Below are 26048 nucleotides of genomic sequence, written 5' to 3'. Positions count from 1 at the left end.
ACAACATAACGTCAAACATGTGCCTACCATCCGCACCAGAATGATTTGAACGGGTGTGTCTGAACGAACCCAGACCAACACCCCCGCCCGCACCGCATCTGGAGACCTGTCCATGCAAACGACTTTCCCCCGGCTCTTGCTGGAACACGCGAAAAGCCGCCCCACAGCGGCGGCCATGCGCGAGAAGGAATACGGCATCTGGCAAACCACCACCTGGGCCGACATGGCGCAGCTGGTGGAAGCGGTGGCCTGCGGCCTGCACCAGGCCGGCCTGCAGCGCGGCGAACACATGGTGGTGATCGGCGCCAACCGCCCCCGGCTCTACGCCACGATGCTGGCCGCGCAGTCGCTGGGCGCTATTCCCGTGCCGCTCTACCAGGACGCGGTGGGCGCCGAATGCGTGTTCCCGATCAACAACGCCGATGTGCGCTTCGCGGTGGTGGAAGACCAGGAGCAGGTTGACAAGATGCTCGAAATCCGCGACCGCTGCCCGCAGCTCTCGCACATCTACTACGACGATCCGCGCGGCCTGCGCAACTACGACCAGCCCGGCCTGGGCGCGCTGGAAGAACTGATCGGCGCGGGTCAGGCGTTTGCGAAGATCCACACCCAGCTGTTCATCGAACAGGTGGAGATGGCGCAGCCCGACGACGTGGCCGCGATGTTCTTCACCTCCGGCACCACCGGCAACCCCAAGGGCGTGGTGCACACCCACAACACGCTGATCGACCGCGCCGCCGTGGGCGCCCGGTTCGACAAGCTGACCGAAAACGACGAGGTGCTGGCCTACCTGCCGCCCGCGTGGATCGGGCAGAACATCTTCAGCTATGCGCAGTGGCTGGTGGCGGGCTACGTGGTGAACTGCCCGGAATCGGGCGCCACCGTGACCATCGACCTGAAAGAAGTCGGCCCGACGTATTACTTCGCACCGCCGCGCGTGTTCGAGGGCCTGCTCACCACCGTGATGATCCGCATGGAAGACGCGGGCACGCTAAAACGCAAAATGTTCCACGCCTTCATGGACGTGGCGCGCCGCGTCGGCCCGACCAGGATGGACGGCAAGTCCATCGGCTTCATGGACGGCCTCAAGTACGCGCTGGGCAACCTCTTTGTGTACGGCCCGTTGCGCAACAGCCTGGGCCTGTCCCGCGTGCGTGTGGCCTACACGGCCGGAGAAGCCATCGGTCCCGATCTGTTCAGCTTCTACCGCTCCATCGGCATCAACCTCAAGCAGCTCTACGGCTCCACCGAGACCGCCGTGTTCGTCTGCCTGCAGCCCGACCACGAAGCGCGCGCCGACACCGTGGGCGTGCCCTGCGAGGGTGTGGAGATCAAGCTCAGCGACACCGGCGAGATCCTGGTGAAGTCGCCCGGCCTGCTCAAGGAGTACTACAAGAACCCGGCGGCCACGGCCGAGGTGCTCAGCGCCGACGGCTGGTACCACACCAGCGACGCGGGCTTCATCGACGCCTCGGGCCACCTGAAGATCATCGACCGCGTGAAAGACGTCGGCCGCATCAAGGGCGGCGCCAACGACGGCGCCATGTTCGCGCCCAAGTACGTGGAGAACAAGCTCAAGTTCTTCTCGCAGATCAAGGAAGTCGTGGCCTATGGCGACCAGCGCGACCAGGTCTGCGTGATGGTCAACATCGACTTCGAGGCCGTGGGCAACTGGGCCGAGCGCCGCAACCTGCCCTACGCCGGCTACACCGACCTGGCCCAGAAGCCCGAGGTGTACGAGCTGATCCGCGAGTGCGTGGAAAAGGTCAACGCCGACCTGAGCCGCGACGAACTGCTGGCCGGCAGCCAGATCAGCCGCTTCCTGGTGCTGCACAAGGAACTGGACGCCGACGACGGCGAACTGACCCGCACCAACAAGGTCCGCCGCGGCTTCATCGCCGACAAATACAGCGTGCTGATCGACGCCCTGTACAGCGGCAAGACCGAGCAGTACATCGAAACCCAGGTGAAGTTTGAAGACGGTCGCACCGGCAGCGTGAGCGCCACGCTCCAGGTGCGCGATGCCAAGACGTTTGCACCCGTGAAAGCCGCAGCATGAGCCAGAAAAAGATAGGCGACGTCATCCTCGACGTCCAGAACATCAGCCTGCGCTTCGGCGGCGTGAAGGCGCTGACCGACATTTCCTTCAACGTGAAGGAGCACGAGGTGCGCGCCATCATCGGACCCAACGGCGCCGGCAAGAGCTCCATGCTCAACTGCATCAACGGCGTGTACCAGCCACAGGAAGGCAGCATCAGCTTCCGCGGCCAGACCTTCAAGCACATGAACAGCCGGCAGGTGGCCGAGATGGGCATCGCGCGCACCTTCCAGAACCTGGCGCTGTTCAAGGGCATGAGCGTGATCGACAACATCATGACCGGCCGCAACCTGCGCATCAAGAGCAACCTCTTCCTGCAGGCGCTGCGCATCGGTCCGGCGCAGCGCGAAGAAGAGCAGCACCGCGAGTTCGTCGAACACATCATCGACTTCCTGGAAATTCAGGCCTTCCGCAAGACCCCCGTGGGCCAGCTGCCCTACGGCCTGCAAAAGCGCGTGGATCTGGGACGTGCCCTCGCGATGGAGCCGAAGGTGTTGCTGCTCGACGAACCCATGGCCGGCATGAACCTGGAAGAGAAACAGGACATGAGCCGTTTCATCCTCGACGTGAACGACGAGTTCGGAACCACCATCGTGCTGATCGAACACGACATGGGCGTGGTGATGGACATCAGCGACCGCGTGGTGGTGCTCGACTACGGCAAGAAGATCGGTGATGGCACACCCGACGAAGTGCGCAACAACGAAGAAGTCATCAGCGCGTACCTCGGTACGAGCCACTGAACACGGAGACAACAAGATGGCATTCTTTCTTGAAACACTGCTGGGCGGATTGATGGCCGGCATGCTGTATTCGCTGGTGGCGCTCGGCTTCGTGCTGATTTACAAGGCTTCGGGCGTTTTCAACTTCGCGCAGGGCGCCATGGTGCTGTTCGCCGCGCTGGCCATGGCCCGCTTCTCGCAATGGATCCCCGAGTGGCTGGGCTTGGACAACAAGTTCCTCGGCAACGTGCTCGCCTTTGCCGTCGCGGCGGCCTGCATGTTCGTGCTGGCCTGGCTGATCGAACGGCTGGTGCTGCGCCACCTGGTCAACCAGGAAGGCGTGACGCTGCTGATGGCCACGCTGGGCATCACCTACTTCCTCGACGGCCTGGGCCAGACCATCTTCGGCAGCGACATCTACCAGATCGACGTCGGCATGCCCAAGGACCCCATCTTCCTGCTTGAAGGCATGTTCGAAGGCGGCGTGCTGGTGAACCTGGAAGACGTGTATGCGGCCTGCGTGGCGGCCTTGCTGGTGGTGGTGCTGTCGCTGTTCTTCCAGAAGACCAGCACCGGCCGCGCGCTGCGCGCCGTGGCCGACGACCACCAGGCGGCGCAGTCCATCGGCATCCCGCTCAACCGCATCTGGGTCATCGTCTGGTTCGTGGCCGGTATCACGGCCCTGGTGGCCGGGATCATCTGGGGCTCCAAGATGGGCGTGCAGTTTTCGCTCACCACCGTGGCCCTGCGCGCCCTGCCCGTGATCATCCTGGGCGGCCTGACTTCGGTGCCCGGCGCCATCATCGGCGGCCTGATCATCGGTGTGGGCGAGAAGCTCTCCGAGGTCTACCTCGGACCCTATGTGGGTGGCGGCATCGAGATCTGGTTTGCGTATGTGCTGGCGCTGGTGTTCCTGCTGTTCCGGCCGCAGGGCCTCTTTGGTGAAAAGATCATTGACCGCGTGTAAGGAAGAAAAACATGTTCTATCGTGAAAACGGTCAATTCAAGACCTCCTACCGCACCGACCAGCAGATCTTCCCGATCGCGCAGGACCGCTGGGCCATCCTCGCCCTGATCGCGTTCGCCTTCGTCGGCGTGCCGCTGCTGGCCGACGAATACATGTTCCGAGCCATCCTGATCCCGTTCCTGATCCTGGCGCTGGCCGCGCTGGGCGTGAACATTCTGGTGGGCTATTGCGGGCAGATCTCGCTGGGCTCGGGCGCCTTCATGGCGGTGGGCGCCTACATGGCCTACAACACCTACATCCGCATCGAGGGCATGCCGCTGATCATCGCCCTGCTCTCGGGCGGCTTCTTCGCTACGCTGGTGGGCATGTTCTTCGGCATCCCCAGCTTGCGGGTGAAGGGGCTCTACCTCGCGGTGGCCACGCTGGCGGCGCAGTTCTTCTGCGACTGGGCCTTCCTGCGCATCGGCTGGTTCACCAACAACAACGCATCGGGCTCTGTCTCGGTGTCCAACCTGCAGGTATTTGGCTTCTCGATCCAGACGCCCTTGCAGAAATACATCTTCTGCCTGGCCTTCCTGGTGGTGTTCGGCCTGCTGGCGAAAAACCTGGTGCGCTCGGCCATCGGTCGCGAGTGGATGGCGATCCGCGACATGGACGTGGCCGCCGCGGTGATCGGCATTCGCCCGATGTACGCCAAGCTCAGCGCGTTCGCCGTCAGCTCTTTCATCATCGGCGTGGCCGGAGGCCTCTGGGGCTTCGTGCACTTGAGTTCGTGGGAGCCTGCCGCGTTCTCCATCGACCGCTCGTTCCAGCTGCTGTTCATGGTGATCATCGGTGGCATGGGTTCCATCATGGGCAGCTTCTTCGGCGCAGCCTTCATTGTGGTGCTGCCCATCTTCCTGAATCAGTTCCTGCCCGCCCTGGGCGCGCTGTTCGGCGTGGAGATTTCCACCGCCGGGATATCGCACACGGAGTTCATGGTCTTCGGCGCGCTGATCGTCTGGTTCCTGATCGTGGAACCCCACGGTCTGGCCAAGCTCTGGAGTATCGGCAAACAGAAGTTGCGGTTGTGGCCTTTCCCGCACTGATGTCCGCACGGTCGTGGTGGGCGGTGTGTCAGGGTGAATCCCGATGGGGAAAAGCCCGATGCGCCAGCGCTGCGGGCGGAGTGAACTGACAGGCCCTCGGGTTGGTTTTTTGTGTGTTGGTTTTTCCTTAGGAGACAAACGAAATGAAGCTGCGTAACCTTGCTCTCTCTGTGTCCATGGCCTGTGCCGCCCTTTCCGGTGCGCTGGTCTCCACCGCTGCCATGGCCCAGGCCAAAGAGCAGTTTTTCCCGGTGCTGGTGTACCGCACCGGTGCCTACGCGCCCAACGGCGTGCCCTTCGCCAACGGCTATGTGGACTACCTCAAGCTGGTGAACGCCCGCGGCGGCGTCAACGGCGTGAAGCTGTCGTACGAAGAGTGCGAAACCGGCTACGCCACCGACCGCGGCGTGGAGTGCTACGAGCGTCTGAAAGGCAAGGGCGCCACGGTGTTCCAGCCGCTGTCCACCGGCATCACCTTCGCGCTGACCGAGAAGGCCCCGAACGACAAGATCCCCCTGATCACCGCCGGCTATGGCCGCAGTGAATCGGCCGACGGCGGCGTGTTCAAGTGGAACTTCCCGCTGGCCGGCACCTACTGGGTGGCAGGCGACGTGATCATCCAGGACATCGCCAAGAAGCTGGGCGGCGTGGCCAACCTCAAGGGCAAGCACATTGCGCTGGTCTACCACGACAGCCCGTTCGGCAAGGAAGCCATTCCCATCCTGCAGGAACGGGCCGCCATGCACGGCTACAAGCTGACCCTGCTGCCCGTGACACACCCGGGTGTGGAACAGAAGTCCACCTGGCTGCAGATTCGCCAGAGCCGCCCGGACTACGTGGTCAACTGGGGCTGGGGCGTGATGAACTCCACCCTGCTCAAGGAAGCCCAGGCCACCGGCTACCCGCGCGAAAAGATCTATGGCGTGTGGTGGGCCGGCGCTGAGCCCGATGTGAAGGACGTCGGCATGGGTGCCAAGGGCTACAACGCCATCACCATGCAACATGGCGCCGAGAAGGGCTCCGATGTCGTCAAGGAAGTGCTGGAGAAGCTGCACGCCAAAGGCCAGGGCACCGGTCCGAAGGAAGAAGTGGGCGACGTGCTGTACATGCGCGGCCTCTTCAGCGCCATGTTCGCCGTCGAAGGCGTGCGCCAGGCCCAGGAGAAGTACGGCAAAGGCAAGGTCATCACCGGTGAGCAGGCTCGCTGGGGCTACGAGAACCTGAACCTGACGCAGGCCAAGCTCGACGCGCTGGGCTTCAAGGGCGTGCTGCGTCCGATCTCCACCAGCTGCCAGGACCACATGGGCGCCAACTGGGCCCGTATCCACACCTGGGACGGCAGCAAGTGGCAGTTCAGCAGCGACTGGTACCAGGCCGATGAACAGATCATCAAGCCCATGGTCAAGGCCGCCGCCGACAAGTACGCCGCCGAGAAGAAGCTGACTCGCCGCACTGGCGCCGACTGTCAGAGCTAAGTTCACCCCCCGCCGCAGAGATTGACCCACCCCCGCCGCGCTCCGCGCGACCCCCTCAAGGGGGCGATGCCAGCCGTCCGGCAAAGCCGGACCGGCGGCATCCGCGAATGGGATCACTTCGCTCGCGGCGGATGGGTTGAAACGTGATAGCGGCTGGTTCGCCAGCCGCCATCCACAAGACCGGCATGCCGCGTCTTGTGAATGGCTCCCAAGGAACACACCATGACGACTCCCAACATCGTTCTCAACGTCAACGGCATCGAGGTCATCTACAACCACGTGATCCTCGTGCTCAAGGGCGTGTCGCTCAACGTGCCGGAAGGCAAGATCGCGGCGCTGCTCGGTGGCAATGGTGCGGGCAAGACCACCACGCTGCGCGCCATCTCCAACCTGCTCAAGGCCGAGCGCGGCGAGGTCACCAAGGGCAGCGTGGAGCTGCGCGGCGAGCGCATTGAAAACCTCACGCCCGCCGATCTGGTGAACCGCGGTGTGGTGCAGGTGATGGAGGGGCGCCACTGCTTCGCCCACCTGACGATCGAAGAAAACCTGATGACCGGTTCGTACACCCGCACCGACAAGGCCGAGATCGCGCGCAACCTGGAGAAGGTCTACAACTACTTCCCGCGCCTGAAGACACGCCGCACCTCGCAGGCGGCCTACACCTCGGGCGGCGAGCAACAGATGTGCGCCATCGGCCGCGCGCTGATGGCCAACCCCAGCGTGGTGCTGCTGGACGAACCCTCGATGGGTCTGGCGCCGCAGATCGTGGAAGAGGTGTTCGAGATCGTGAAGGACCTCAACACCAAGGAAAAAGTCACCTTCCTGCTGGCCGAGCAGAACACCAACATGGCGCTGAAGTACGCCGACTACGGCTACATCATGGAAAGCGGCCGCATCGTGATGGACGGCCTGGCCTCGGACCTGCGCAACAACGAAGACGTGAAAGAGTTCTACCTCGGCATGGGCGGTGGCGAACGCAAGTCGTTCAAGGACGTGAAGAGCTACAAGCGCAGGAAGCGTTGGCTCGCTTGATGACCCACCCCCGCGCCGCCTGCGGCGTCACCCCCTCAAGGGGGCGGCGCTGGCGGTCCGGCAAAGCCGGTTCCGCGGCGCCCTCGATTGAAGGCACTTCACTCTCATCTTTGTGGTTCTTGATATGACCGACTTCTTCGACGCTCTGGAAACACGCTCCCCTGATCAGCGTGAAGCCGCTCAGATGGCCGCACTGCCCGGCCAGCTGGCCCACGCCAAACAGAACAGCGCGGCGTTCGCCGACATCCTGCGCGACATCGACGTCTCGGCCATCAACAGCCGCGCCGCGCTCACCCGCATTCCCGTCACGCGCAAGAGCGAGCTGCTGGAGCGCCAGAAGGCCAAGCGGCAGCACGACGTTTTTGGCGGCTTCTCGGCGCTGGTGCGGGGCCCGGCCATGTCGCGGGTCTTCGCGTCGCCGGGTCCGATCTACGAACCCGAAGGCGCCACCCGGGATTACTGGCGCGCGGGCCGCGCGTTGTTCGCCGCGGGCTTTCGCTCTGGCGAGCTGGTGCACAACAGCTTCAGCTACCACATGACACCGGGCGCGTTCATCCTGGAGTCGGGCGCGCACGCGGTGGGCTGCACCGTGTTCCCGGCCGGCACCGGCCAGACCGAGCAACAGCTCGAAGCGATGGTGGACCTCAAGCCCGATGCCTACACCGGCACACCGAGCTTCCTGCGCATCCTGCTGGAAAAGGCCAAAGAAGGCGGCTTCGACATCCGCAGCCTGACCAAGGCCTCGGTCGGCGGCGAAGCCTGCCCGCCGAGCCTGACCGCCTGGTTCAAGGAGCAGGGCGTGGACGTGTACCAGACCTACGCCACCGCCGACCTGGGACTGGTGGCCTACGAGACGCAGGCACGCGAAGGCCTGGTGCTCGATGAAGGCGCGATCGTGGAGATCGTGCGCCCGGGCACCGGCACACCCGTGTCCGACGGCGAGGTGGGTGAGCTGGTGGTGACTTCGCTCAACCCGGCTTACCCGCTGATCCGTTTTGGCACCGGCGACCTGTCGGCGATCTTGATCGGCACCTGCCCCACCGGTCGCACCGCGCCGCGCATCAAGGGCTGGATGGGTCGCGCCGACCAGACCACCAAGATCAAGGGCATGTTTGTGCACCCCTCGCAGGTGGCCGAGATCACGCGCCGCTTTCCGCAGGTTCAGAAAGCCCGGCTGGTGGTCAGCGGTGAAATGGCCAACGACCAGATGTGCCTGCAGGTCGAAGCCGTGGAGGTGAACGACAGCCTGCGAGAGCAGCTGGAAGCCGCTATCCGCGAGGTGACCAAGCTGCGCGGCCAGGTGCAGGTGGTGCGCCCGGGCAGCCTGCCCAACGACGGCAAAGTGATCGAGGACGCACGCAGCTACCAGTGAACACCCGTGCCTCCCTCGGGGAAAGCCCGGGTTTACCCCAGAGCCCAGGCTAAGTACTTTCCGCGATTTTCGGCCCGTATTGCGGGGCTACCATGATCGGGTTGATCAACCCCAAGGATGTAACGATGAAAAAGATGCTTGCCTTCGCGCTGACCGCTGCTGTTGCCAGCGGTGCTTTTGCCCAGGCCTTCCCCAGCAAGCCCATCACGCTGGTGGTGCCCTTCGCCGCCGGCGGCCCGACCGATCTGGTGGCCCGCCACCTCGCCGAAGCCTTGCGCAAGCCCATGGGTGGCGCCAACATCGTGGTGGAGAACGCCGCCGGAGCCGGTGGCACGATCGGTGCCACCAAGGTCGCTCGCGCCACGCCCGACGGCCACACCCTGCTGGTCTGGCACATCGGCATGGCAGCCACCACCAGCCTGTACCGCAAGCAGCAGTTCAAGCCGCTGGAAGACTTTGAATACCTGGGCATGATCAACGACGTGCCCATGACCCTGCTGGGCGCGCCCAAGCTGCCCGCCAACACCTACCGCGACTTCGAGAACTACATCAAGGCCAACGGCGGCAAGCTCAACCTGGCCCACGCCGGTCTGGGTTCGGCTTCGCACCTGTGTGGCCTGATGTGGCAGTCGGCCGTCAAGCTCGACAAGTCCATGACCACGATCGCCTACCGCGGCACCGGCCCGGCCATGAACGACCTGATCGGCGGCCAGGTCGACGTGATGTGCGACCAGACCACCAACACCACGAGCCAGATCGAAGCCGGCCGCGTCAAGGCTTTTGCCGTCACCACGGCCAAGTCGCTGTCGGGCCACAAGCTGCTCAAGGACTATCCATCGCTGCAGGAGATGGGCCTCAAGGGCTTCAACCTGACCATCTGGCACGCCTTGTACGCCCCGAAGGGCACGCCGCCCGACGTGACCAAGAAGCTCAACGACGCGCTGCAGGCCGCCCTGAAAGACCCCGAGTTCATCAAGCGGCAGGAGGCCCTGGGCGCCGTGGTCGTGAACGACGCCCGCGTGACCCCCGCAGGCCACAAGGCTTTTGTCGCTGGCGAGATCACCAAGCTCAAGACCGCCATCGACGCCGCCGGCCAGTTCGCCGACTGAACGTGACCCACCCCTGCGGCGCTCTGCGCCGGCCCCTCCAGGGGACGACACCTCCGGACGGGCAAAGCCCGATCCCGGGTGTCACTGGGTGAAGACCTTGCAGCCACCACCCCTCCGGATCCGGGTGGTGGACTCCATCACCGAACTGCAGCCCGCCGACGCGGGCTGCATTGTTTTGAGCGGTTCGCATGGGGGTTTGAACTCGGCCCGCTATGCGCTGGCCGTACGACCGCTGCTGTCGGTGTTCAACGATGCGGGCGTGGGCAAAGACGCGGCGGGCGTTGCCGGCCTGGCGCTGCTGCAGGCGCAGGGGCTGGCCGCCTGCACCGTGTCACACACGAGCGCCTGCATCGGGCAGGCCGCGTCCACACTGGCCTGCGGCGTGGTCAGCCACGCCAACGAGGCGGCACGCGCGCTGGGCATCGTGACAGGCCTGCCTCTGCGGTCGCAGCTGCCACACCCTTGAAGACCCGAACCGTCGATTCCCCCTCCCAGACGGATCGGCGCTGCGAGGAATCACACCCCCCAGACGATGTCCACCCGGGCCTGCTCGCAGCGCTTGAGCATCTCGATGAACGGTGCGCAGCGCATGCGCAGGCTCACCGACTCAAATTCCGGTGGCAACTCGCCCTGGGCAACGGCCTCGTCCTTCAGCCGCTGCTGCTCGGCCTCTTCGGCCACGATCGCGTCGTGCAGCGCCCGGACCCCTGCGGCCATTTCATCGGGCTGCAAGATGCCGGGACCCGAAGGGTCTTTGCCCAGGATTTCCAGGACGCGTTTGCCATACGGCTGCAGCATGACAAGATCGCCGGTTTCACGTGATTTAAAGCGGTACAGGGACATGGTCGCCTCCTTGGGTTGATGGATCATTCTTGCATCATCGGCCATGACCGGCCACCGTATGGATCAAGGACATGCGGGTTTTCCCGATTGGATGCATTTAATTCAGGTCTAAACTAATTAGACATGAACACCTCAATCCCCGCGCTGCGGCGCATCCTGTGCATCGGTGGTGGCCCCGCGGGCCTGTATTTCGCCCTGCTCATGAAGCGGCGCGACCCCTCGCTCACCGTCACGGTGGTCGAACGCAACCGCCCGTTCGACACCTTCGGCTGGGGCGTGGTGTTCTCCGACCAGACGCTGCAGAACCTGCGTCGCGCCGACCCGGAGTCGGCGCAGCAGATGGCCGACGCCTTCAACCACTGGGACGACATCGAAGTCTTCTACAAGGGCGGACGCGTGCGCTCCTCCGGCCACGGCTTCATCGGTATCGGCCGCAAGCGTCTGCTCAACATCCTGCAGGAGCGTTGCCTGGCGCTGGGCGTGGACCTGGTGTTCGAGACCGACGTGACCGACGACCAGGCGCTCGCGCAGCAGTACAACGCCGACCTCGTGATCGCCAGCGACGGCCTGAACAGCCGCATCCGCACGCGCTACGAGGCCACCTACCAGCCCGACATCGACACCCGCAAATGCCGCTTCGTCTGGCTCGGCACCCAGAAGACCTTTGACGCCTTCACCTTCGCCTTCGAACAGACCGAACACGGCTGGTTCCAGGCGCATGCCTACAAGTTCGATGATCAAACCTCGACCTTCATCGTCGAGACGCCCGAAGACGTGTGGCAGGCCCACGGTATCGACACCATGAGCCAGGAGGACGGTGTGGCCTTCTGCGAAAAGCTGTTCGCGAAATACCTCGATGGCAATGCCCTGATCAGCAATGCCAAACACCTGCGCGGCTCGGCCAACTGGATCCGCTTTCCCCGCGTGATCTGCCAGACCTGGGTGCACTGGCAGGACATCGCAGGCAAAAACACACCCATTGTTCTCATGGGCGACGCCGCACACACCGCGCACTTCTCCATCGGCAGCGGCACCAAGCTCGCGCTGGAAGACGCGATCGACCTGGCCGACGAATTCCGCGATGCGGCTGGGCGCAGCGAATCGATGGAGGAAGTGCTGAAAGGCTACGAGGCACGCCGCAGCGTGGAGGTGCTGAAGATCCAGAACGCGGCGCGAAACTCCACCGAGTGGTTCGAGAACGTGGACCGCTACACCGGCATGGACATCCAGCAGTTCGCCTACTCGTTGCTCACGCGCAGCCAGCGCATCAGCCACGAAAACCTGCGCCTGCGCGATCCGCAGTGGCTCGAAGGTTACGAAGCCTGGCTGGAGCACCAGGCGCGGCCTGGTGCCACCGTCGGCCGCCATCCCACGCCACCCATGCTGCTGCCGCTGACCGTGCGCGGACTGACGCTGAAGAACCGCATCGTCGTCTCGCCCATGGCGCAATACAGTGCCACCGACGGCGTGGCCGGCGACTACCATCTGGTGCACTTGGGCGCGCGCGCTCTGGGCGGCGCGGCGCTGGTGATGGTGGAGATGACCAGCCCGACGCCCGAGGGCCGCATCACCCCGGGTTGCCCCGGCCTGTGGAACGACGAACAACAGGCGGCCTTCGCACGCATCGCGGATTTCGTGCACAACAGCAGCAACGCAAAGATCGGTCTCCAGCTCGGCCACAGCGGTGCCAAGGGTTCGACCCAGCTCGGCTGGGAACAGATCGACGAACCGCTGCCCGCCGGCAACTGGCCGCTGCTCTCGGCCAGCGCCGTGCCCTACGGTCCGCAGAACCAGGTGCCCAGCGCCATGACCCGCGCCGACATGGACGCGATGACGGCGGCCTTCGTCGAGTCCACCCGGCGCGCCGCCGCCGCGGGTTTCGACTGGCTCGAACTGCACTGCGCCCACGGCTACCTGCTCTCGGCCTTCATCTGCCCGCTCACCAATGAGCGCACCGACGACTACGGTGGCTCGCTGGACAACCGCTGCCGCTACCCGCTCGAAGTCTTTGCCGCCGTGCGCGCCGCATGGCCCGCCGACAAGCCCATGAGCGTGCGCATTTCGGCACACGACTGGGCACCCGGCGGCAACACGCCCGACGACGCGGTGGCCATGGCCCGGCTGTTCAAGGCCGCCGGCTGCGACGTGATCGACGTGTCTTCGGGCCAGACCACGCGCGCGGCCAGGCCGGTCTATGGCCGCATGTACCAGACACCGTTCGCCGACCGCGTGCGCAACGAAGCCGGCATCCTCACCATGGCCGTGGGCGCCATCACCGAGGCCGACCACGCCAACAGCATCATCGGCGCCGGCCGCGCCGACCTCTGCGCCGTGGCCCGGGCCCACCTGGCCGACCCGGCCTGGACGCTGCACGAAGCGGCCAAACTGCAGACCCGCGCCATTGAATGGCCGCGGCCGTATGAAAGCGGGCGCGACCAGCTCTACCGCGAGATCGAGCGCCAGCAAAGCCTGCAGGCGGCCCAGGCCGCCCCCGAGGAAACCGCATGAACATTCCGCTCGACCTCGAAGCCCGCGCCCACAGCGAACACGCGCAGTCGCTTCGGCTGTGGCTGCGGCTGCTGACCTGCTCGCAGCTGATCGAGAAGCGCGTGCGCGCCGGGCTGCGCGAACAGTTCGACACCACGCTGCCGCGCTTCGACCTCATGGCCCAGCTGGAGCGCCACCCCGAGGGACTGAAAATGAAGGAGCTGTCGCACCGGCTCATGGTCACGGGCGGCAACGTCACCGGCATCACCGACCAGCTGGTGGCCGAGGGCCTGGTGGAGCGCATGGGCGTCGAGGGCGACCGCCGTGCGTTCCTGGTGCGGCTCACGCCCGAGGGCCGCAGCGCCTTCGAGCACATGGCCGCGCAGCACGAACAGTGGATCGTCGAGGCCTTCGAGGGCCTCTCGCCGCGCGACCTCGACCAGCTGCACAAATTGCTGGGCAAGGTCAAACAACACCAGTTGGAGATCGGATGACCCCCCTGCGCCGCTTCGCGTCTTCCCCCCAAGGGGGGACCACACCTACGGCCTGGCGAAGCCAGTTCCGTGGTGCGCCTTGCCAAGACACCCGCCCCGACATGGACCTCGCCCTATGAAACACCCCATCCCCGACCACAACCCCATGCGCGGCCAGTACAGCGCCATGGCGGGCAGCCAGCCCCAACACTTTGCCCTCAGCGTCAACGAGGGCGTGGCCACCGTCACGCTCAACCGCCCCGAGCGCAAGAACCCGCTCACGTTCGACTCCTATGCCGAGCTGCGCGACTGGTTCCTGGCCCTGCAGCGCGCCACCGACATCAAGACCGTGGTGCTCACGGGTGCAGGCGACAACTTCTGCTCCGGTGGCGACGTGCACGAGATCATCGGCCCGCTGACCAAGATGAGCATGCCCGAGCTGCTGGCCTTCACCCGCATGACGGGCGCGCTGGTGAGCGCCATGCGCGCCTGCCCGCAGCCCATCGTGGCCGCGCTCGACGGCGTGTGCGCGGGGGCCGGCGCGATGATGGCCCTGGCCTCGGACCTGCGCCTGGGCACGCCCGCGGCCACCGTAGCCTTCCTGTTCACCCGCGTCGGCCTGGCCGGTGCCGACATGGGCGCCTGCGCCCTGCTGCCGCGCATGATCGGCCAGGGCCGCGCGAGCGAGCTGCTGTTCACCGGCCGTGCCATGAGCGCCACCGAAGGCCAGGCCTGGGGCTTCTTCAACGCGCTGCACGAGAGCGCCGCGCTGCTGCCAGCGGCGCACAAGCTCGCGGCCCAGCTCGCCCAAGGCCCCACCTTCGCGCACGGCATGACCAAGACCATGCTGCACCAGGAATGGGCCATGACGCTGGACCAGGCCATCGAAGCCGAAGCCCAGGCCCAGGCCATCTGCATGCAGACGCAGGACTTCCGGCGCGCGTACGAGGCGTTTGCGGCCAAGCAACGCCCGCAGTTCCAGGGAGACTGATGTGGTCGCTTTTGAACACCCCCACCCGCACGGCGCTCTGGCGCCGACCGCGCACCTCGAACTGCCCTTCTTCGACGACGCCCACCGCGCTCTGGCCAACGGCCTCGTGGCCTGGGCGCGCGAACAACACGTGGACGAGTCCGACGACCGCGCCGCCTGCAAAGAATGGGTGCAACGACTGGGCGCTGCCGGCTGGCTGCGCTACTGTGTGCCCGAGGTCCACGGCGGCGCACTGCCCGAGCTGGACTCGCGCGCGCTCGTGATCCTGCGCGAGACCCTGGCCTACCATTCGCCGCTGGCCGACTTCGCGTTCGCCATGCAGGGCCTGGGCAGCGGCGCCATCACGCTCGCGGGCACAGCCGCACAACAGTCGCACTACCTTCGCGCGGTCGCAACGGGCGAGAAAATCGCTGCTTTTGCGCTGAGCGAGCCCGAGGCCGGCTCCGACGTGGCCGCCATGGCCCTGCGCGCCACGCCATCGGCCAGCGGCTGGACGCTCAACGGCCAGAAGACCTGGATCAGCAACGGCGGCATGGCCGACTTCTACGTGGTGTTCGCCAAGACCGCGCCGGACGCCGGCGCACGCGGCATCAGCGCCTTCATCGTCAATGCCAACACCCAGGGCCTGGACGCCAGCGCGCATATCCAGGTGATGGCTCCGCACCCGCTGGCCACGCTCACGTTCACGGACTGCCACGTCGGCAGCGACGCCCTGGTGGGCAGCGTCAACGGCGGCTTCAAGCTCGCCATGCAGACGCTGGACATCTTCCGCGCCTCGGTGGCCGCCGCCGCGCTGGGCATGGCTCGCCGCGCCTTCGCCGAAGCCGTGGCCCACGCCAAGACGCGCAAGATGTTCGGCCAGACCCTGGCCGACTTCCAGCTCACGCAGGCCAGGCTGGGCGAGATGAGCGCCCTGATCGACGCCGCCGCCCTGCTCACCTACCGCGCGGCCTGGCAACGCGACTGCAGCAGTACCAGCGGGGCCGGCACCCCAGCCTACACCGCCGCGGCCGCGAGCGCCAAACTCACCGCCACCGAAAACGCGCAACGCGTGATCGACATGGCGCTGCAGATGTTCGGCGGGCGCGGCGTGCAGGTGGGCCAGACCATTGAGCACCTCTACCGCGACATCCGTTCGCTGCGCATCTACGAAGGTGCGAGCGAAGTGCAGCTGCTCATCCTTGGAAAAAATGCGCTGAAGACCTGAGACCGGAGGCCTCCCATGCCAACCAACCCGAATGCCGGAGCGCACGCCTCCATGAACGAAGTGCCGCCTTCCAGCGTCGTCCGAGGAACCGGCATTGCCGGGCCTCAGGCTGCGCCCCCCGGAGGTGGCCACGTGCAGCGCGGCGGGGGAGATTCCATCTCTTCTGCTCAGATTGATCGATTCGTTCACGACCGCCTGCCGCCGCCCGAACAGTGGCCGGAGCTGCGCTACGACCTGCCCGAGTTGCTGTTACCCGCGCAACTCAACGCGGTACAGACCCTGTTTGACCAAGCCTTCGCCCAGGGGCATGCCCATCGACCGCTGTTTCGCAGCGACGAACGCACGCTCACCTACGCCGAGGCCCGCGCAGAAGTGAACCGGATGGCCCATGTGCTGACGCACGATCTGGGACTGGTCTCCGGCAACCGCGTGCTGCTGCGGGGTGGCAATTCGATCGCCATGGCGCTGGCCTGGCTCGCCGTCGTGCAGTCCGGCCTCATCGCGGTGGCCACGATGCCCCTGTTGCGCGCGGTGGAACTGCAGGCCGTCATCGCCAAAGCCCGGCCCAGTGCCGCACTGTGCGATGTGAAGCTGCAGGACGAACTCAGGACCGCGCTCGCTGCCGACCCCGACACCGCGCCGATGCCCGTTCGGGTGTTCAACACCGGCGACGCGGCGGTGGTGCTGCCCGATTCACTGGAAGCCCTGGCGCGCCATCAGCCCGCCGACGCCGCACCGCCCTGCCCAACGAGCGGCGATGACATCGCCCTGCTGGCCTTCACCTCGGGCACCACCGGCAAACCCAAGGCCGCCGTACACACCCACCGCGACCTGATCGCAGCCTGCGAGACCTGGCCGCGCCACGTGTTGCGCGCCACACCCGACGACATCGTCATGGGCTCGCCTCCGCTGGCGTTCACCTTTGGCCTGGGTGGCCTGCTGGTGTTCCCCATGTACGCGGGCGCGTCGGTCTATTTCCCCAGCATCCCCTACACGCCCGAGGCGATGGTGGTGCTGATGAACCGGGTGGGTGCCACCATCTGCTACACCGCGCCCACCTTCTACCGCCAGATGGCAGCGTTCGCCCGCCAGCATGGCGTGGGGCGGTTGCGCCTCAGCGTGAGCGCCGGCGAGGGCCTGCCCGACGCCACACGGCAGCTGTGGAAAGAAGCCAGTGGTCTGGAGATGCTGGACGGCATCGGCGCCACCGAGATGTTCCACATCTTCATTTCCTCTGCGCCCGAAAGCGTCAAGCGGGGCGCCATTGGGCAGGTCGTGCCCGGCTACGAAGCCCGGATCGTGGACGAGGTCGGTCAGGAAGTACCCCGTGGACAAGTGGGTCGGCTGGCCGTCAAAGGGCCGACCGGTTGCCGCTACCTCGACGATGTGCGGCAGGCGCAGTACGTGCAGGACGGCTGGAACTACCCCGGTGATGCCTTCAGCCAGGACGCCGACGGCTATTTCATCTACCAGGCGCGCACCGACGACATGATCATCACCGCCGGCTACAACGTGGCCGGCCCCGAAGTCGAAGCCGCCTTGCTGCAACACCCCGCAGTCGCCGAATGTGGCGTGGTCGGACGCCCCGATGATGAACGCGGCATGGTGATCGTGGCCTATGTGGTGCTCAAGCCCGGCGAGACGGGCGACGCCGCGCAGGTCAAGGCGCTGCAGGACCATGTGAAACACACGCTCGCCCCCTACAAATACCCCCGCGATGTACTCTTTGTGACGCAGCTCCCGCGCACCGAAACGGGCAAGCTGCAGCGATTCGCGCTGCGCAAGCTCGCCACCGAATCAGGCGCCTGAAATGGGCATCTGTCAGATCCGATCCACCCCAACAACACCCACCACCCCCATGAAACTCCTGCAACCGCCCGGCTGGGCCACCCCCAAGGGATACGCCAACGGCGTGGCAGCCCGCGGCACGCTGGTGTTTGTCGGTGGGCAAATCGGCTGGAACAGCGAACAGGTGTTCGAGTCCGACGACTTCATCGCCCAGACCCGCCAGGCGCTGTTGAACATCCATGCCGTGCTCGCCTGCGCCGGCGCCGGGCCAGAACACATGGTGCGCATGACCTGGTACATCGTCGACCGGGTGGAGTACAACACCCGGCTGCGTGAACTCGGCACCGTGTACCGCGAAGTGATGGGGAAAAACTTCCCGGCCATGACCTGCGTTGAGGTGAGCGCTCTGGTGGAAGAGCGGGCCAAGATCGAGATCGAAGTGACAGCGGTTCTTCCGGATTGATACCGCAGACGAACGTCGGGCTGCACAAGGCGAGAGCAGAAACAACAAAGCCCGCTTCAGCGGGCTTTGTTGAGGAACTCTGGCAAGTTCCGGATTGGTTGCGGAGGCAAGATTTGAACTTGCGACTGGGTTATGAGACTATTTATTTTGCTGTGTATACACAGCGAAATTGATCGACCTCTCGCGGTGTTGATCGGCTTTCACGCCCTCGCACTGCTTAAGAATCAAGTACTTACGGAGACATACCTAGTGTCATCGAATAAACCCAGATGACATCTCGCTAAGTCGAGACACTTCCCACCACGCCAATCTGTCACAACCATCACCTGAAAAGCCCGCCCCGCCGCCCTCCCCGACACGACCTTTGGGAAGCCAAGTCAGTAAAGAAGAATCGTGGGGATGCTATAAACACGGCTCCGACACTTCGGAAATGCATTTTTTCTGTCAAAGTCGCTCGTGGCTGCCTTTGACAAAGCATTGGTGAATGCCATTGCACAAGTCCCGCTGGGTGTGAACGCGGGATATAGAACTGAGAAACCTCGGCAATACCGGGGTTGATCACCAATCGCAGATGGGCCTTTCGCGCACGGTACTGAACGTACCCGCTTCACCGTGGCCACTGCATACACACGTTTCCTGATCCTAGCCATTACTAGGATCGCTGCACGTCCTTGACGTGCAGCCCTCCTGTTTCCTCCCGTTTTCGAGTTTGATTTCTGTGCAGGCGCGCTGTTGGAGCGAGTGCGTGTGTGCGGGCTTTGTGGAGATATCCATGCATGCATCGTTCTCGAATCCGCCGCCATCAGCGAATCTACTTCTTCTTGCTCAAAATGAGCACCCTCAAACAAAGGACTACGTCGAGCGGTTGATGATCGCGCTTCGACCGCCTACTAGTTCTCCAGGCTGCATATTGGTGGTGAGACTGATCGCCTCAAGCCTCACCAAAGTAATCCTGACGCTGCACAAACCCTCCGATGTGGGCCTTCGTCTGCTCAGGGCTGCTCAAGAGCTTGCGGTCCTGTTGGGCAATCTGAATAGTGAAGCAACGGCTGCGCCTGGAAGCCTGAAAGGCCTGTCCGCATCTGCTCCGGTCTGGTACCAACTCAACAAGGTTTGCGAACAGGAAGCACGACCTGCAACCCTTATGTACATCGGATGCGCCGCCATCTTGGCCATCAGAAATCGCGAACCTATCCCAGCGGCGCGCGCAGCACAAATTCGCGAAATATCCCAATTGACTCTCACCGAAGCGGACCTGGCAGTCTTGCTCAAGGGCTATATCCCTGACGGGTGCCGATACGAATCTTCAGTGTCCAGACTTATGCGCATGTGGAGAGAAGTGGTCAATATCTTCTCGGATGAGGAGCCCCCTCCTGCCCATTTCACAGACCTGGTCAACGGGCAAATTCTGGGATCCACTCTAAATGCCACGCCATCCCACACTGCAGCAGGACTTGATCACCGCCAGCTAACCGACCGTCAATTGAGGGCCGTGTGTGCTCACCTCTCCAAGGAGATAGATCAGGATACTTTGACTGGAGCCTTGGGGACCTTGGCGCTTCGCACGGGTCTGAACATTGAGCTCCTGACGATTGTCCCGCTATCCCAAGAGTCGTCGTCAATGCAGGTCATGGCTCTAGATCCAAGAAACGGGATCATGAAAGTGGATCTCCAGTTTGTTGTCCACGACGCGGCCAAACCCTTGCCGGGATGTCTACCGGCTTCGTACATTCTCGAGATACGTCTTCCCTCCAGGCTGACCAGCAACCTGCAGAAAAGGGCGATGCTTGAACCAAGGGCAACAAGCCTGATGGACCTATTCAGGAACGAGCCCATCCCGCCTGCAAACGCTGCAATCATCGATACCCAAGACGAAATCAAACCGACATGGGCGCGTCTGCGTCGCACGCTGGGACCTTACCTGGTTCGCAACGGAAAAAACTCGCTACTGGCGGCGCTTCTCTCGCTAGATCTCGGCATGATCGGAAGGTCGAAGCTGTACTACGCAAGGCTGGATTCAGACGAATGGCGACTTGCTGAACACAAGCTGTACGTCGACCTTGGTCTTGATCCGACCGACGGAAACGACAACGCGAGCAATGGCTTTGGCACTGCGGTCATGCCAACGCTCAGGTCGCTTCGACTGCACGACCAGCTACTAAAGGAACTTGTCGATCAACTGCAACCGGGTCCGAACTCGTCGGCAGATTGCTTGCTGAAACACCACGACGCCTACAGTCGGTTCACCGCATGGCGACTAAGTGTTTTGTTGGCGACACGCGCCGCTGTTCAGATCAACTTCGTGGCGACGATTTCCGCAAGCAAGAACTGGGTACCTCTCCGAGACAAGACGACATCGATCAGTCGAGGCTATCAAGCGGTGCCACTTTGTCGGTTTGCGAGCCATACCATCGACCTCTACAAGGTGCACTGCGCGGCACTGAGTCGGCGGCTTCATCGTCTCGTCGGACCAGAAGATCAGGTCACCACATACTCGAGAGATGTCTCTGAGTCCAAGAGCGTTCACCTTCTTTGGACCGTAAACCGGAACGGGGACGTCCGACCCTTGAGAACGCGTGACGTGATGACGTCATTGAACGAGAGCTACTCTCTGCCTCTGGACGTCGGGAGGAAGGTTCTGGAGAACTTCCTACGCAAAGAGTTGTTGCCGTCGACACTCATTGACCAGATGCTCAGGCACAGCCAAGCGGGCGTGATGCACTCAGGCTCATACAGTCAAGGTGCACTGTGCACGTCGGTATCACGACTTCTGCCCAAGCTCGACCGAATCGCTTGCCAACTTTTCGGGTCTCCTGCTTCGGGTCTGCGCAAGGAGATCCAGTGATGGAGTACTCCACCAGTGCACTTGGCTTCACATTTCCATTCGATGGTCCCGCGCTATGGTCGGTAACCCCCACCACATCGGAACTTGGCGCGAACTTCACGAGGTTCATGCAAACGGCCGCATCCAGGCAAGATTCTTCTTACGGTTTGCTGGCAGCACGACTCGTCGCATTCGATGGCCTGACACTTGATGCCATCGCACAACTAGCCGATAGCCGCACACAGACCTATGTCCTTGGCGGGAAAGTCCACATCGAGTGGTTCGCTCAAAACCCTGTTCGCACAGAGCGCCGCGCCTTATCTCCTTTCACAGCAAGAACGATTGCAGACCTGAAAACCATTCAATGGTGCGATGTCGACTTGCGCGCACAGCTGGCGAAGTGGCTGGGCGCTCTTCAAGTTGGCGCAGCGCCCCGCCATGTCCTTCAGGCATTGGTGGATGGACAGCTCGCCTTTTTGTCTGAGCGCCTGCCGCCGGTGCTCTTCGCTCACATCGTCGAATTGCAGCCTCTTCAAGCCGCACCATCATCAACATGGGCGCGCCTGGAAAGGGGAAAACCTCTTCTCAGCAATTCAGAAGATGCCATCGAGTCCGAGGAAACAACCCATCAATTCGTGCAATGTGCAGAGGACAACAGTGGAGAGCGCGTCAGTCTGACAGTCATACAACTGGCATCAGACATCCTGACGAGACAAAGTCCTTCAATGATCGACGGCATTACCAAGCGGCAGTGGTCACTCGAGCTGCGTGACTTGGTAGGTCGTCTGGGCGGAACGCATCCAGCCTGCGCGGTGGTGCTCGGCTGGGTCGCACACATGATCTCCGATGGAACCATCGCCACGCGCAACCCGTCGGCAAGAACCGTTCGTGGATACGCACGAATCCTCATGCAGCCCATGGCCCAAAAACTGGGGGAACTACCTTCGGATTTGGAACACTGGTCATCCATTTCAAGAGAGCATGCTTACAGACTGATCCTCGCATCACTACCGGACAGCGCTGTGAATGAAGCCTCTGCAGCCTTGGCATCGTTCCAGGACTACTTATCAGAACACTTTGACCTGGCTCCAGTATCTGTTTTCGACGCACGCAAGGCTGTGCCTACTGCTGCCCGTGTGAACCTGATATGGCCACATGAACTTGAAGCAGCCAGAGCTGCCTGCTCGACGTGTGTCGATGCCCGCACTGGCAAGATGGCGAAGCTGGCCCTAGGCATCGCATCAGAAAATCCGGTTCGCATCCAGGAGGTGCTTCGACTGACGATCGCCAACGTGAGCTTCAGCAACGACAGTTGTGGGCACTATGCGGAAATCGAGGTCGTACGAAAGGCCAATCGCGGTCGACTAAAGACACCGGACAGTCAGCGCCGCCTCTGGATCCGCAATGCCCAGACTCTTCAAGATCTACAAACATGGCTGACACTGAGAAGGCAGGAGGCAGCTCCATCGAACGCTCGCCTCTTCGCGGACATGCACGATGACGATGTGGTCTACCGCAGGTCTGCGTTCCTGTACTACGTGAACGCCGTTCTCAAATGCGCCACCGGAGACGCACGTGCGCGTTTCCACGATCTGCGTCACTCTGTGGTGAGCCAAGGCGCACACGACATCTTCACAAGCTGCTCTCTTTATGACGGCAACGACCTGGAGATGCTTGCGGCCCGCTCGGGTCACAGCAGTCCTGCGACCACACTCCTGGTCTACACCCATCGCTACGAAGAGGCGCTTCGGCTATGGCTTGACCTGGCTGCGTTCGACTGCCTGGACATCAGGGTGAGCGATGCATCCGGATGGCTTGGCATGAAGCCCAACACTCTGACCCAGCGAGTTAGACGCAGTGGACAGTCGATGACTGCCACCACCTGGAGAGCCCTGGAAGGCATACCGATAGCGAGCACGTCAGGCACCATCCCTGCCATGCCTCGTCTGGTCGATCTGTTCAGCTATCGCTCGGATGTTGATGCACCCAAGGGGACGTTTGCGGGACCCAAGGCAGTCGTGCCTGCCAACATCGCCGATGTTCTTTGGCGGCTGACTCACCCCTCGCGACGCGCAGACATGTCGATGTTCCTCGGCCTGACTGACCAACAGACTGAACGCTGGATCAACAGGTATTGCGAGTGGCTTTCTGACCGTGCTGCTGCCTTGTTCCCCAGAAAGCAGAAATCGGCCATGGGCAAAAGCGTTTTGCTTCTCCTTCACCAGTGCGGTGTATCGATGTCCCGGATTCTTCATACCGATCTGGATCAGTTTGGCGATCTGATGACTCGTTGCGACGACGTCAAGGTCTTCGAAGCAGCCATCAGGAGTTGGGAGTCCTGTGGTCGAGGTGACTACATTTCCCTCGAGACGGGAACCCTGCCGCGAGGCATCTTCGAGCTGATCAAGCTCGCCGGAATCCGCCCCGGTTGCATCTCCATCGTCGCGAGTTCGTCGGCTTTGGCCCCTGCTGGATCCACCAAGAGGCGTCTGCAATCCGTTCGCTACCAGGCACAGCACATTGCTGTCCAGGTTCACGCAGTTTCGACGGTCTTCACTCAGATTTTCGGCATGAACGCAGACGTGGCATACGTGCCGGCCCGTGTGGGACGACCTGCCATCTATCTTCAACTCTGGAGTTCTTCGGAAAAAAGGCACTCATCCAATTCGGCCAGCACGATCGGTCTCCTCAAAGCTTGGTTGACCGTTCTCAAGGCGTACTGTCTGCTCAAGGTGGTGATCGCAGATGCTTGATCCGAACCGTAATCTGATCTCCGTGATCCCTTTGGCTGGCATAGGCGCCCAGATGAGCGACGAGGCTCTCAGAAATCGAAGAGAGAGCGCGCTCCATCAACTCCGCGTCGAACTGCCTCGCCTCAGACGGCTGCAAGGATCCAACATGGACTGTCGAACACGCATCGATGCCGAGGGATTGAAGCTGGAGGTGTTTCTGGAAAAGAGCCGGCAACTATCGCTGAGGTTTGGAAAAAGCCAAGACCCTGGATCCGACTTGTATGTCCAGGACATCGTTTCGCTGCTTCGTGAACAGGCTGCCCTGCGGGAGCGATACGAACACGCCTTGATGACTGATGCCGATCCTGCAGTCGACCCTGACCTGCAGTCTCTTCGCGCCATCATCAGTCAAACGCGCGAAGGAGTGCTACACATCAATAGCAGCGCAGAGGGCGAACTGCTGGAGATGAGTAGCGTCCCCTCGGTACTCCCTCTGGGCGTCTTGACAACAGTCTGCGCCAAGATTGAGGCAATCACCCCTCGCTTCGTAGTAGGCAGACTTCAGGCGCCGTTGGTGTGCCCTCGCACGAATCAGGAAATTAAGGCAGCCGGGAAAACACAGAAACTGGAGATCAAGCCGTCACTGCGATCAAGTGATTTCTTCAGCGCCCTGGCCATTGCCATGCATGCTGGCAAGGCTCTGACGTTCAGCATCGCGGTCACCTACCGGTGGACAGATGGCCAAGCTCATCAATTCTGGATGGAACTGACTCCGGATTTCAACGCTTAACGAGCAAACCTGCCATTGCTGTCGAAACCGTATGAGCCGATCTATGGACGCCCGGATCACACTTGTTGTCAAGCAAAAACCTGTGTCTTCGCCAGGACTCTCCATTGCTCAGCGTCGTGACTCTGGGCATCCTTGAGCACGTGACCGACCGTTCCTTCAGAGCCCTGGCTGCCCTGAACACGGCGGTTTTTTCATGGGCCATCGAAAAGGGAAACACGATGTTGGACGAAATGGAAAAGCAGCTGTTGCAGCAGTTTGAAGAGCAGGGCCGGCTCGGCGGAATCACGCATGAAGCCCGGTCCGGCGATGTTCTGACGCGCATTTCGCTGCAGAACAACCGTCATGGTGAGCCCGTTTTTCGCTATTGGTTTGAGGAGAGTCGGGTTGACCGCAGGACTTTTCAGACTTTGACCTGCTCCGAGACCCGTTGCCCTCAACACCAGGCCCTGCTTCAGAAGTGGAAGGCACACATGGGCATGACCAGACCCAGTCGTCCGGTTCGATCGGAGCCGCCGGGTCCTTGCTCTCTGGCCGTTGAAAAACATGTCCGCCTGGGAGATCGGATGTTCACAGCGAGAGAGGCCCGGTTCCCAGTCACGCTCGAATGCAAGAACAACGCTCACACACCCTTGCGCATCAGCGTCAAGGGTTGGGATGTCTTCGGTGAAGAGGGCTACCTGGCCGGTGGCTGGGCGGAAGATGCGCCGATGTTCGAAACGCTGGAGCAAGTGAACGCCTGGCTGCAAATGCAGGACGCCCAGATGACCCCCACCCTATCAATGGTCTGAACAGGACACCAGCATGATCTACGTTACCGACACGCAATCCCTTTTCACCGACCAGGGCGCTCTCATCAAACACGTCAGCTGCCCTCTTGCATCGCGACTGTCACGAGAGATCAGCGCTGCCGAAACGGAGCGCGAATTCAATTGCATGCATTGCAAAACAAAGGTCAAGAATCTGGCGTACCTCACCGATCAGGATGCGTTAGACGCAGTCACAGCCGACAAAGATGTGTGCTTCTTTGCCACTCCGGCAGCGAAGAATGTGGTTCATGTGATGGAGCCTGTCGCGATGCACTGGCTGGTGCAGAAGTGGAAAAATCGCAAGGAACAGAATGAACCTGAAAGGCGAGTGATCCGAACTGCCCGCACCCGAAGTGAAATGAACTTCGCGGCAGCCAACGGATTCAAGCTGTTGTTTCGCCGGGCGGCTTCGGGAGAAGGCGTCAGACACCAGCTGGCTGTCTATCAGAACACTGAAACCGGACAAGTCGTCTTCACCGATGACCGTCGAATGCCACCAGACTGGGCCGACGGACCGGAAAAGATCCATCTGCCGGTTTTCCCATACTTCCTCTATAAGCCTCAGGGTCCTGCCATGCCCGTGGCCGCATACGTCATCCCGCACGATCTGGCGCCCGGGACCGAAGTTTTCGTGGAAGACGCCATTGAAGATCTGATCTGCGAGATGCCGCAGGACACGGCGGAAAGGATGAGCGGGTGGTGGGCCATCTGGAACGGCGAAGATCTCAGTTTTCTGCCACACGAATCCGGAGGGATCCTGGGATGAGCGCCGTCATGGCCA

General features: G+C 62.7%; 21 protein-coding genes. 20 read left to right on the top strand and 1 reads right to left on the bottom strand.

The features are described 5' to 3' along the window. Positions 1-112 precede the first annotated feature (112 nt). The 9 genes from AC0GNO_RS18965 (at position 113) to AC0GNO_RS18925 (ending at position 10329) form a co-directional block, all read left to right on the top strand. Positions 113-2059 (top strand): AMP-dependent synthetase/ligase, encoded by a 1947-nt coding sequence (locus AC0GNO_RS18965; RefSeq protein ID WP_472886857.1) that lies wholly within the window; start codon positions 113-115, stop codon positions 2057-2059. Beyond that, positions 2056-2841 (top strand): ABC transporter ATP-binding protein, encoded by a 786-nt coding sequence (locus tag AC0GNO_RS18960; protein WP_472905090.1) that lies wholly within the window; start codon positions 2056-2058, stop codon positions 2839-2841. Before AC0GNO_RS18965 ends, AC0GNO_RS18960 begins: the two co-directional genes overlap by 4 nt. A gap of 16 nt (positions 2842-2857) precedes the next feature. Further along, positions 2858-3787 (top strand): branched-chain amino acid ABC transporter permease, encoded by a 930-nt coding sequence (locus tag AC0GNO_RS18955; protein ID WP_472886855.1) that lies wholly within the window; start codon positions 2858-2860, stop codon positions 3785-3787. A gap of 11 nt (positions 3788-3798) precedes the next feature. Continuing rightward, a complete protein-coding gene (locus AC0GNO_RS18950; RefSeq protein ID WP_472905089.1) occupies positions 3799-4875 on the top strand; it encodes a branched-chain amino acid ABC transporter permease in 1077 nt (358 codons plus the stop codon). A 143-nt stretch (positions 4876-5018) separates the two neighbouring features. Continuing rightward, positions 5019-6350, top strand: coding sequence for an ABC transporter substrate-binding protein (locus AC0GNO_RS18945; protein ID WP_472886853.1), 1332 nt, complete (start codon positions 5019-5021; stop codon positions 6348-6350). Between the two features lie 222 nt (positions 6351-6572). Then, on the top strand, positions 6573-7382 hold the full coding sequence (locus AC0GNO_RS18940; protein ID WP_226463709.1) for an ABC transporter ATP-binding protein: 810 nt from the start codon (positions 6573-6575) through the stop codon (positions 7380-7382). A gap of 124 nt (positions 7383-7506) precedes the next feature. After that, entirely contained in the window at positions 7507-8754 is a 1248-nt protein-coding gene (locus AC0GNO_RS18935) for a phenylacetate--CoA ligase family protein (RefSeq protein WP_472905088.1), read from the top strand. Positions 8755-8879: 125 nt separating this feature from the next. Beyond that, positions 8880-9863: a tripartite tricarboxylate transporter substrate-binding protein gene (locus tag AC0GNO_RS18930; RefSeq protein ID WP_472886851.1), complete on the top strand. Its 984-nt coding sequence runs from the start codon at positions 8880-8882 to the stop codon at positions 9861-9863. Positions 9864-9990: 127 nt separating this feature from the next. Then, positions 9991-10329, top strand: coding sequence for a hypothetical protein (locus tag AC0GNO_RS18925; protein ID WP_472905087.1), 339 nt, complete (start codon positions 9991-9993; stop codon positions 10327-10329). 50 nt (positions 10330-10379) lie between these two features. Here the strand turns inward: AC0GNO_RS18925 and AC0GNO_RS18920 are convergent, their stop codons facing one another. Next, complete coding sequence (locus AC0GNO_RS18920) at positions 10380-10706, bottom strand: DUF1840 domain-containing protein (protein ID WP_472905086.1); 327 nt, start codon at positions 10704-10706, stop codon at positions 10380-10382. Positions 10707-10829: 123 nt separating this feature from the next. Between AC0GNO_RS18920 and AC0GNO_RS18915 the strand changes: the two genes are divergently transcribed. The 11 genes from AC0GNO_RS18915 (at position 10830) to AC0GNO_RS18865 (ending at position 26033) form a co-directional block, all read left to right on the top strand. Then, on the top strand, positions 10830-13214 hold the full coding sequence (locus tag AC0GNO_RS18915; protein WP_472905085.1) for a bifunctional salicylyl-CoA 5-hydroxylase/oxidoreductase: 2385 nt from the start codon (positions 10830-10832) through the stop codon (positions 13212-13214). Further along, complete coding sequence (locus AC0GNO_RS18910) at positions 13211-13687, top strand: MarR family winged helix-turn-helix transcriptional regulator (protein ID WP_472905084.1); 477 nt, start codon at positions 13211-13213, stop codon at positions 13685-13687. Before AC0GNO_RS18915 ends, AC0GNO_RS18910 begins: the two co-directional genes overlap by 4 nt. A gap of 115 nt (positions 13688-13802) precedes the next feature. Further along, entirely contained in the window at positions 13803-14657 is an 855-nt protein-coding gene (locus AC0GNO_RS18905; protein ID WP_472905083.1) for an enoyl-CoA hydratase family protein, read from the top strand. Between the two features lies 1 nt (position 14658). Continuing rightward, positions 14659-15864, top strand: coding sequence for an acyl-CoA dehydrogenase family protein (locus AC0GNO_RS18900; RefSeq protein WP_472905082.1), 1206 nt, complete (start codon positions 14659-14661; stop codon positions 15862-15864). 15 nt (positions 15865-15879) lie between these two features. After that, positions 15880-17673, top strand: a complete 1794-nt coding sequence (locus AC0GNO_RS18895) for an AMP-binding protein (RefSeq protein ID WP_472905081.1) — start codon at positions 15880-15882, stop codon at positions 17671-17673. Between the two features lie 49 nt (positions 17674-17722). Next, entirely contained in the window at positions 17723-18115 is a 393-nt protein-coding gene (locus AC0GNO_RS18890; RefSeq protein WP_472905080.1) for a RidA family protein, read from the top strand. Positions 18116-18887: 772 nt separating this feature from the next. After that, positions 18888-20960 (top strand): hypothetical protein, encoded by a 2073-nt coding sequence (locus AC0GNO_RS18885; RefSeq protein ID WP_472905079.1) that lies wholly within the window; start codon positions 18888-18890, stop codon positions 20958-20960. Then, positions 20960-23692: a tyrosine-type recombinase/integrase gene (locus tag AC0GNO_RS18880; RefSeq protein ID WP_472905078.1), complete on the top strand. Its 2733-nt coding sequence runs from the start codon at positions 20960-20962 to the stop codon at positions 23690-23692. Before AC0GNO_RS18885 ends, AC0GNO_RS18880 begins: the two co-directional genes overlap by 1 nt. After that, complete coding sequence (locus AC0GNO_RS18875) at positions 23685-24461, top strand: hypothetical protein (protein ID WP_472905077.1); 777 nt, start codon at positions 23685-23687, stop codon at positions 24459-24461. Before AC0GNO_RS18880 ends, AC0GNO_RS18875 begins: the two co-directional genes overlap by 8 nt. A 104-nt stretch (positions 24462-24565) precedes the next feature. Beyond that, positions 24566-25249, top strand: a complete 684-nt coding sequence (locus AC0GNO_RS18870) for a hypothetical protein (protein ID WP_472905076.1) — start codon at positions 24566-24568, stop codon at positions 25247-25249. 13 nt (positions 25250-25262) lie between these two features. Next, on the top strand, positions 25263-26033 hold the full coding sequence (locus tag AC0GNO_RS18865; protein WP_472905075.1) for a hypothetical protein: 771 nt from the start codon (positions 25263-25265) through the stop codon (positions 26031-26033). Positions 26034-26048: the final 15 nt, after the last annotated feature.

The organism is Hydrogenophaga sp. L310 (genome assembly GCF_055703065.1).
This window is presented reverse-complemented; position numbering and strand designations above follow the sequence as displayed.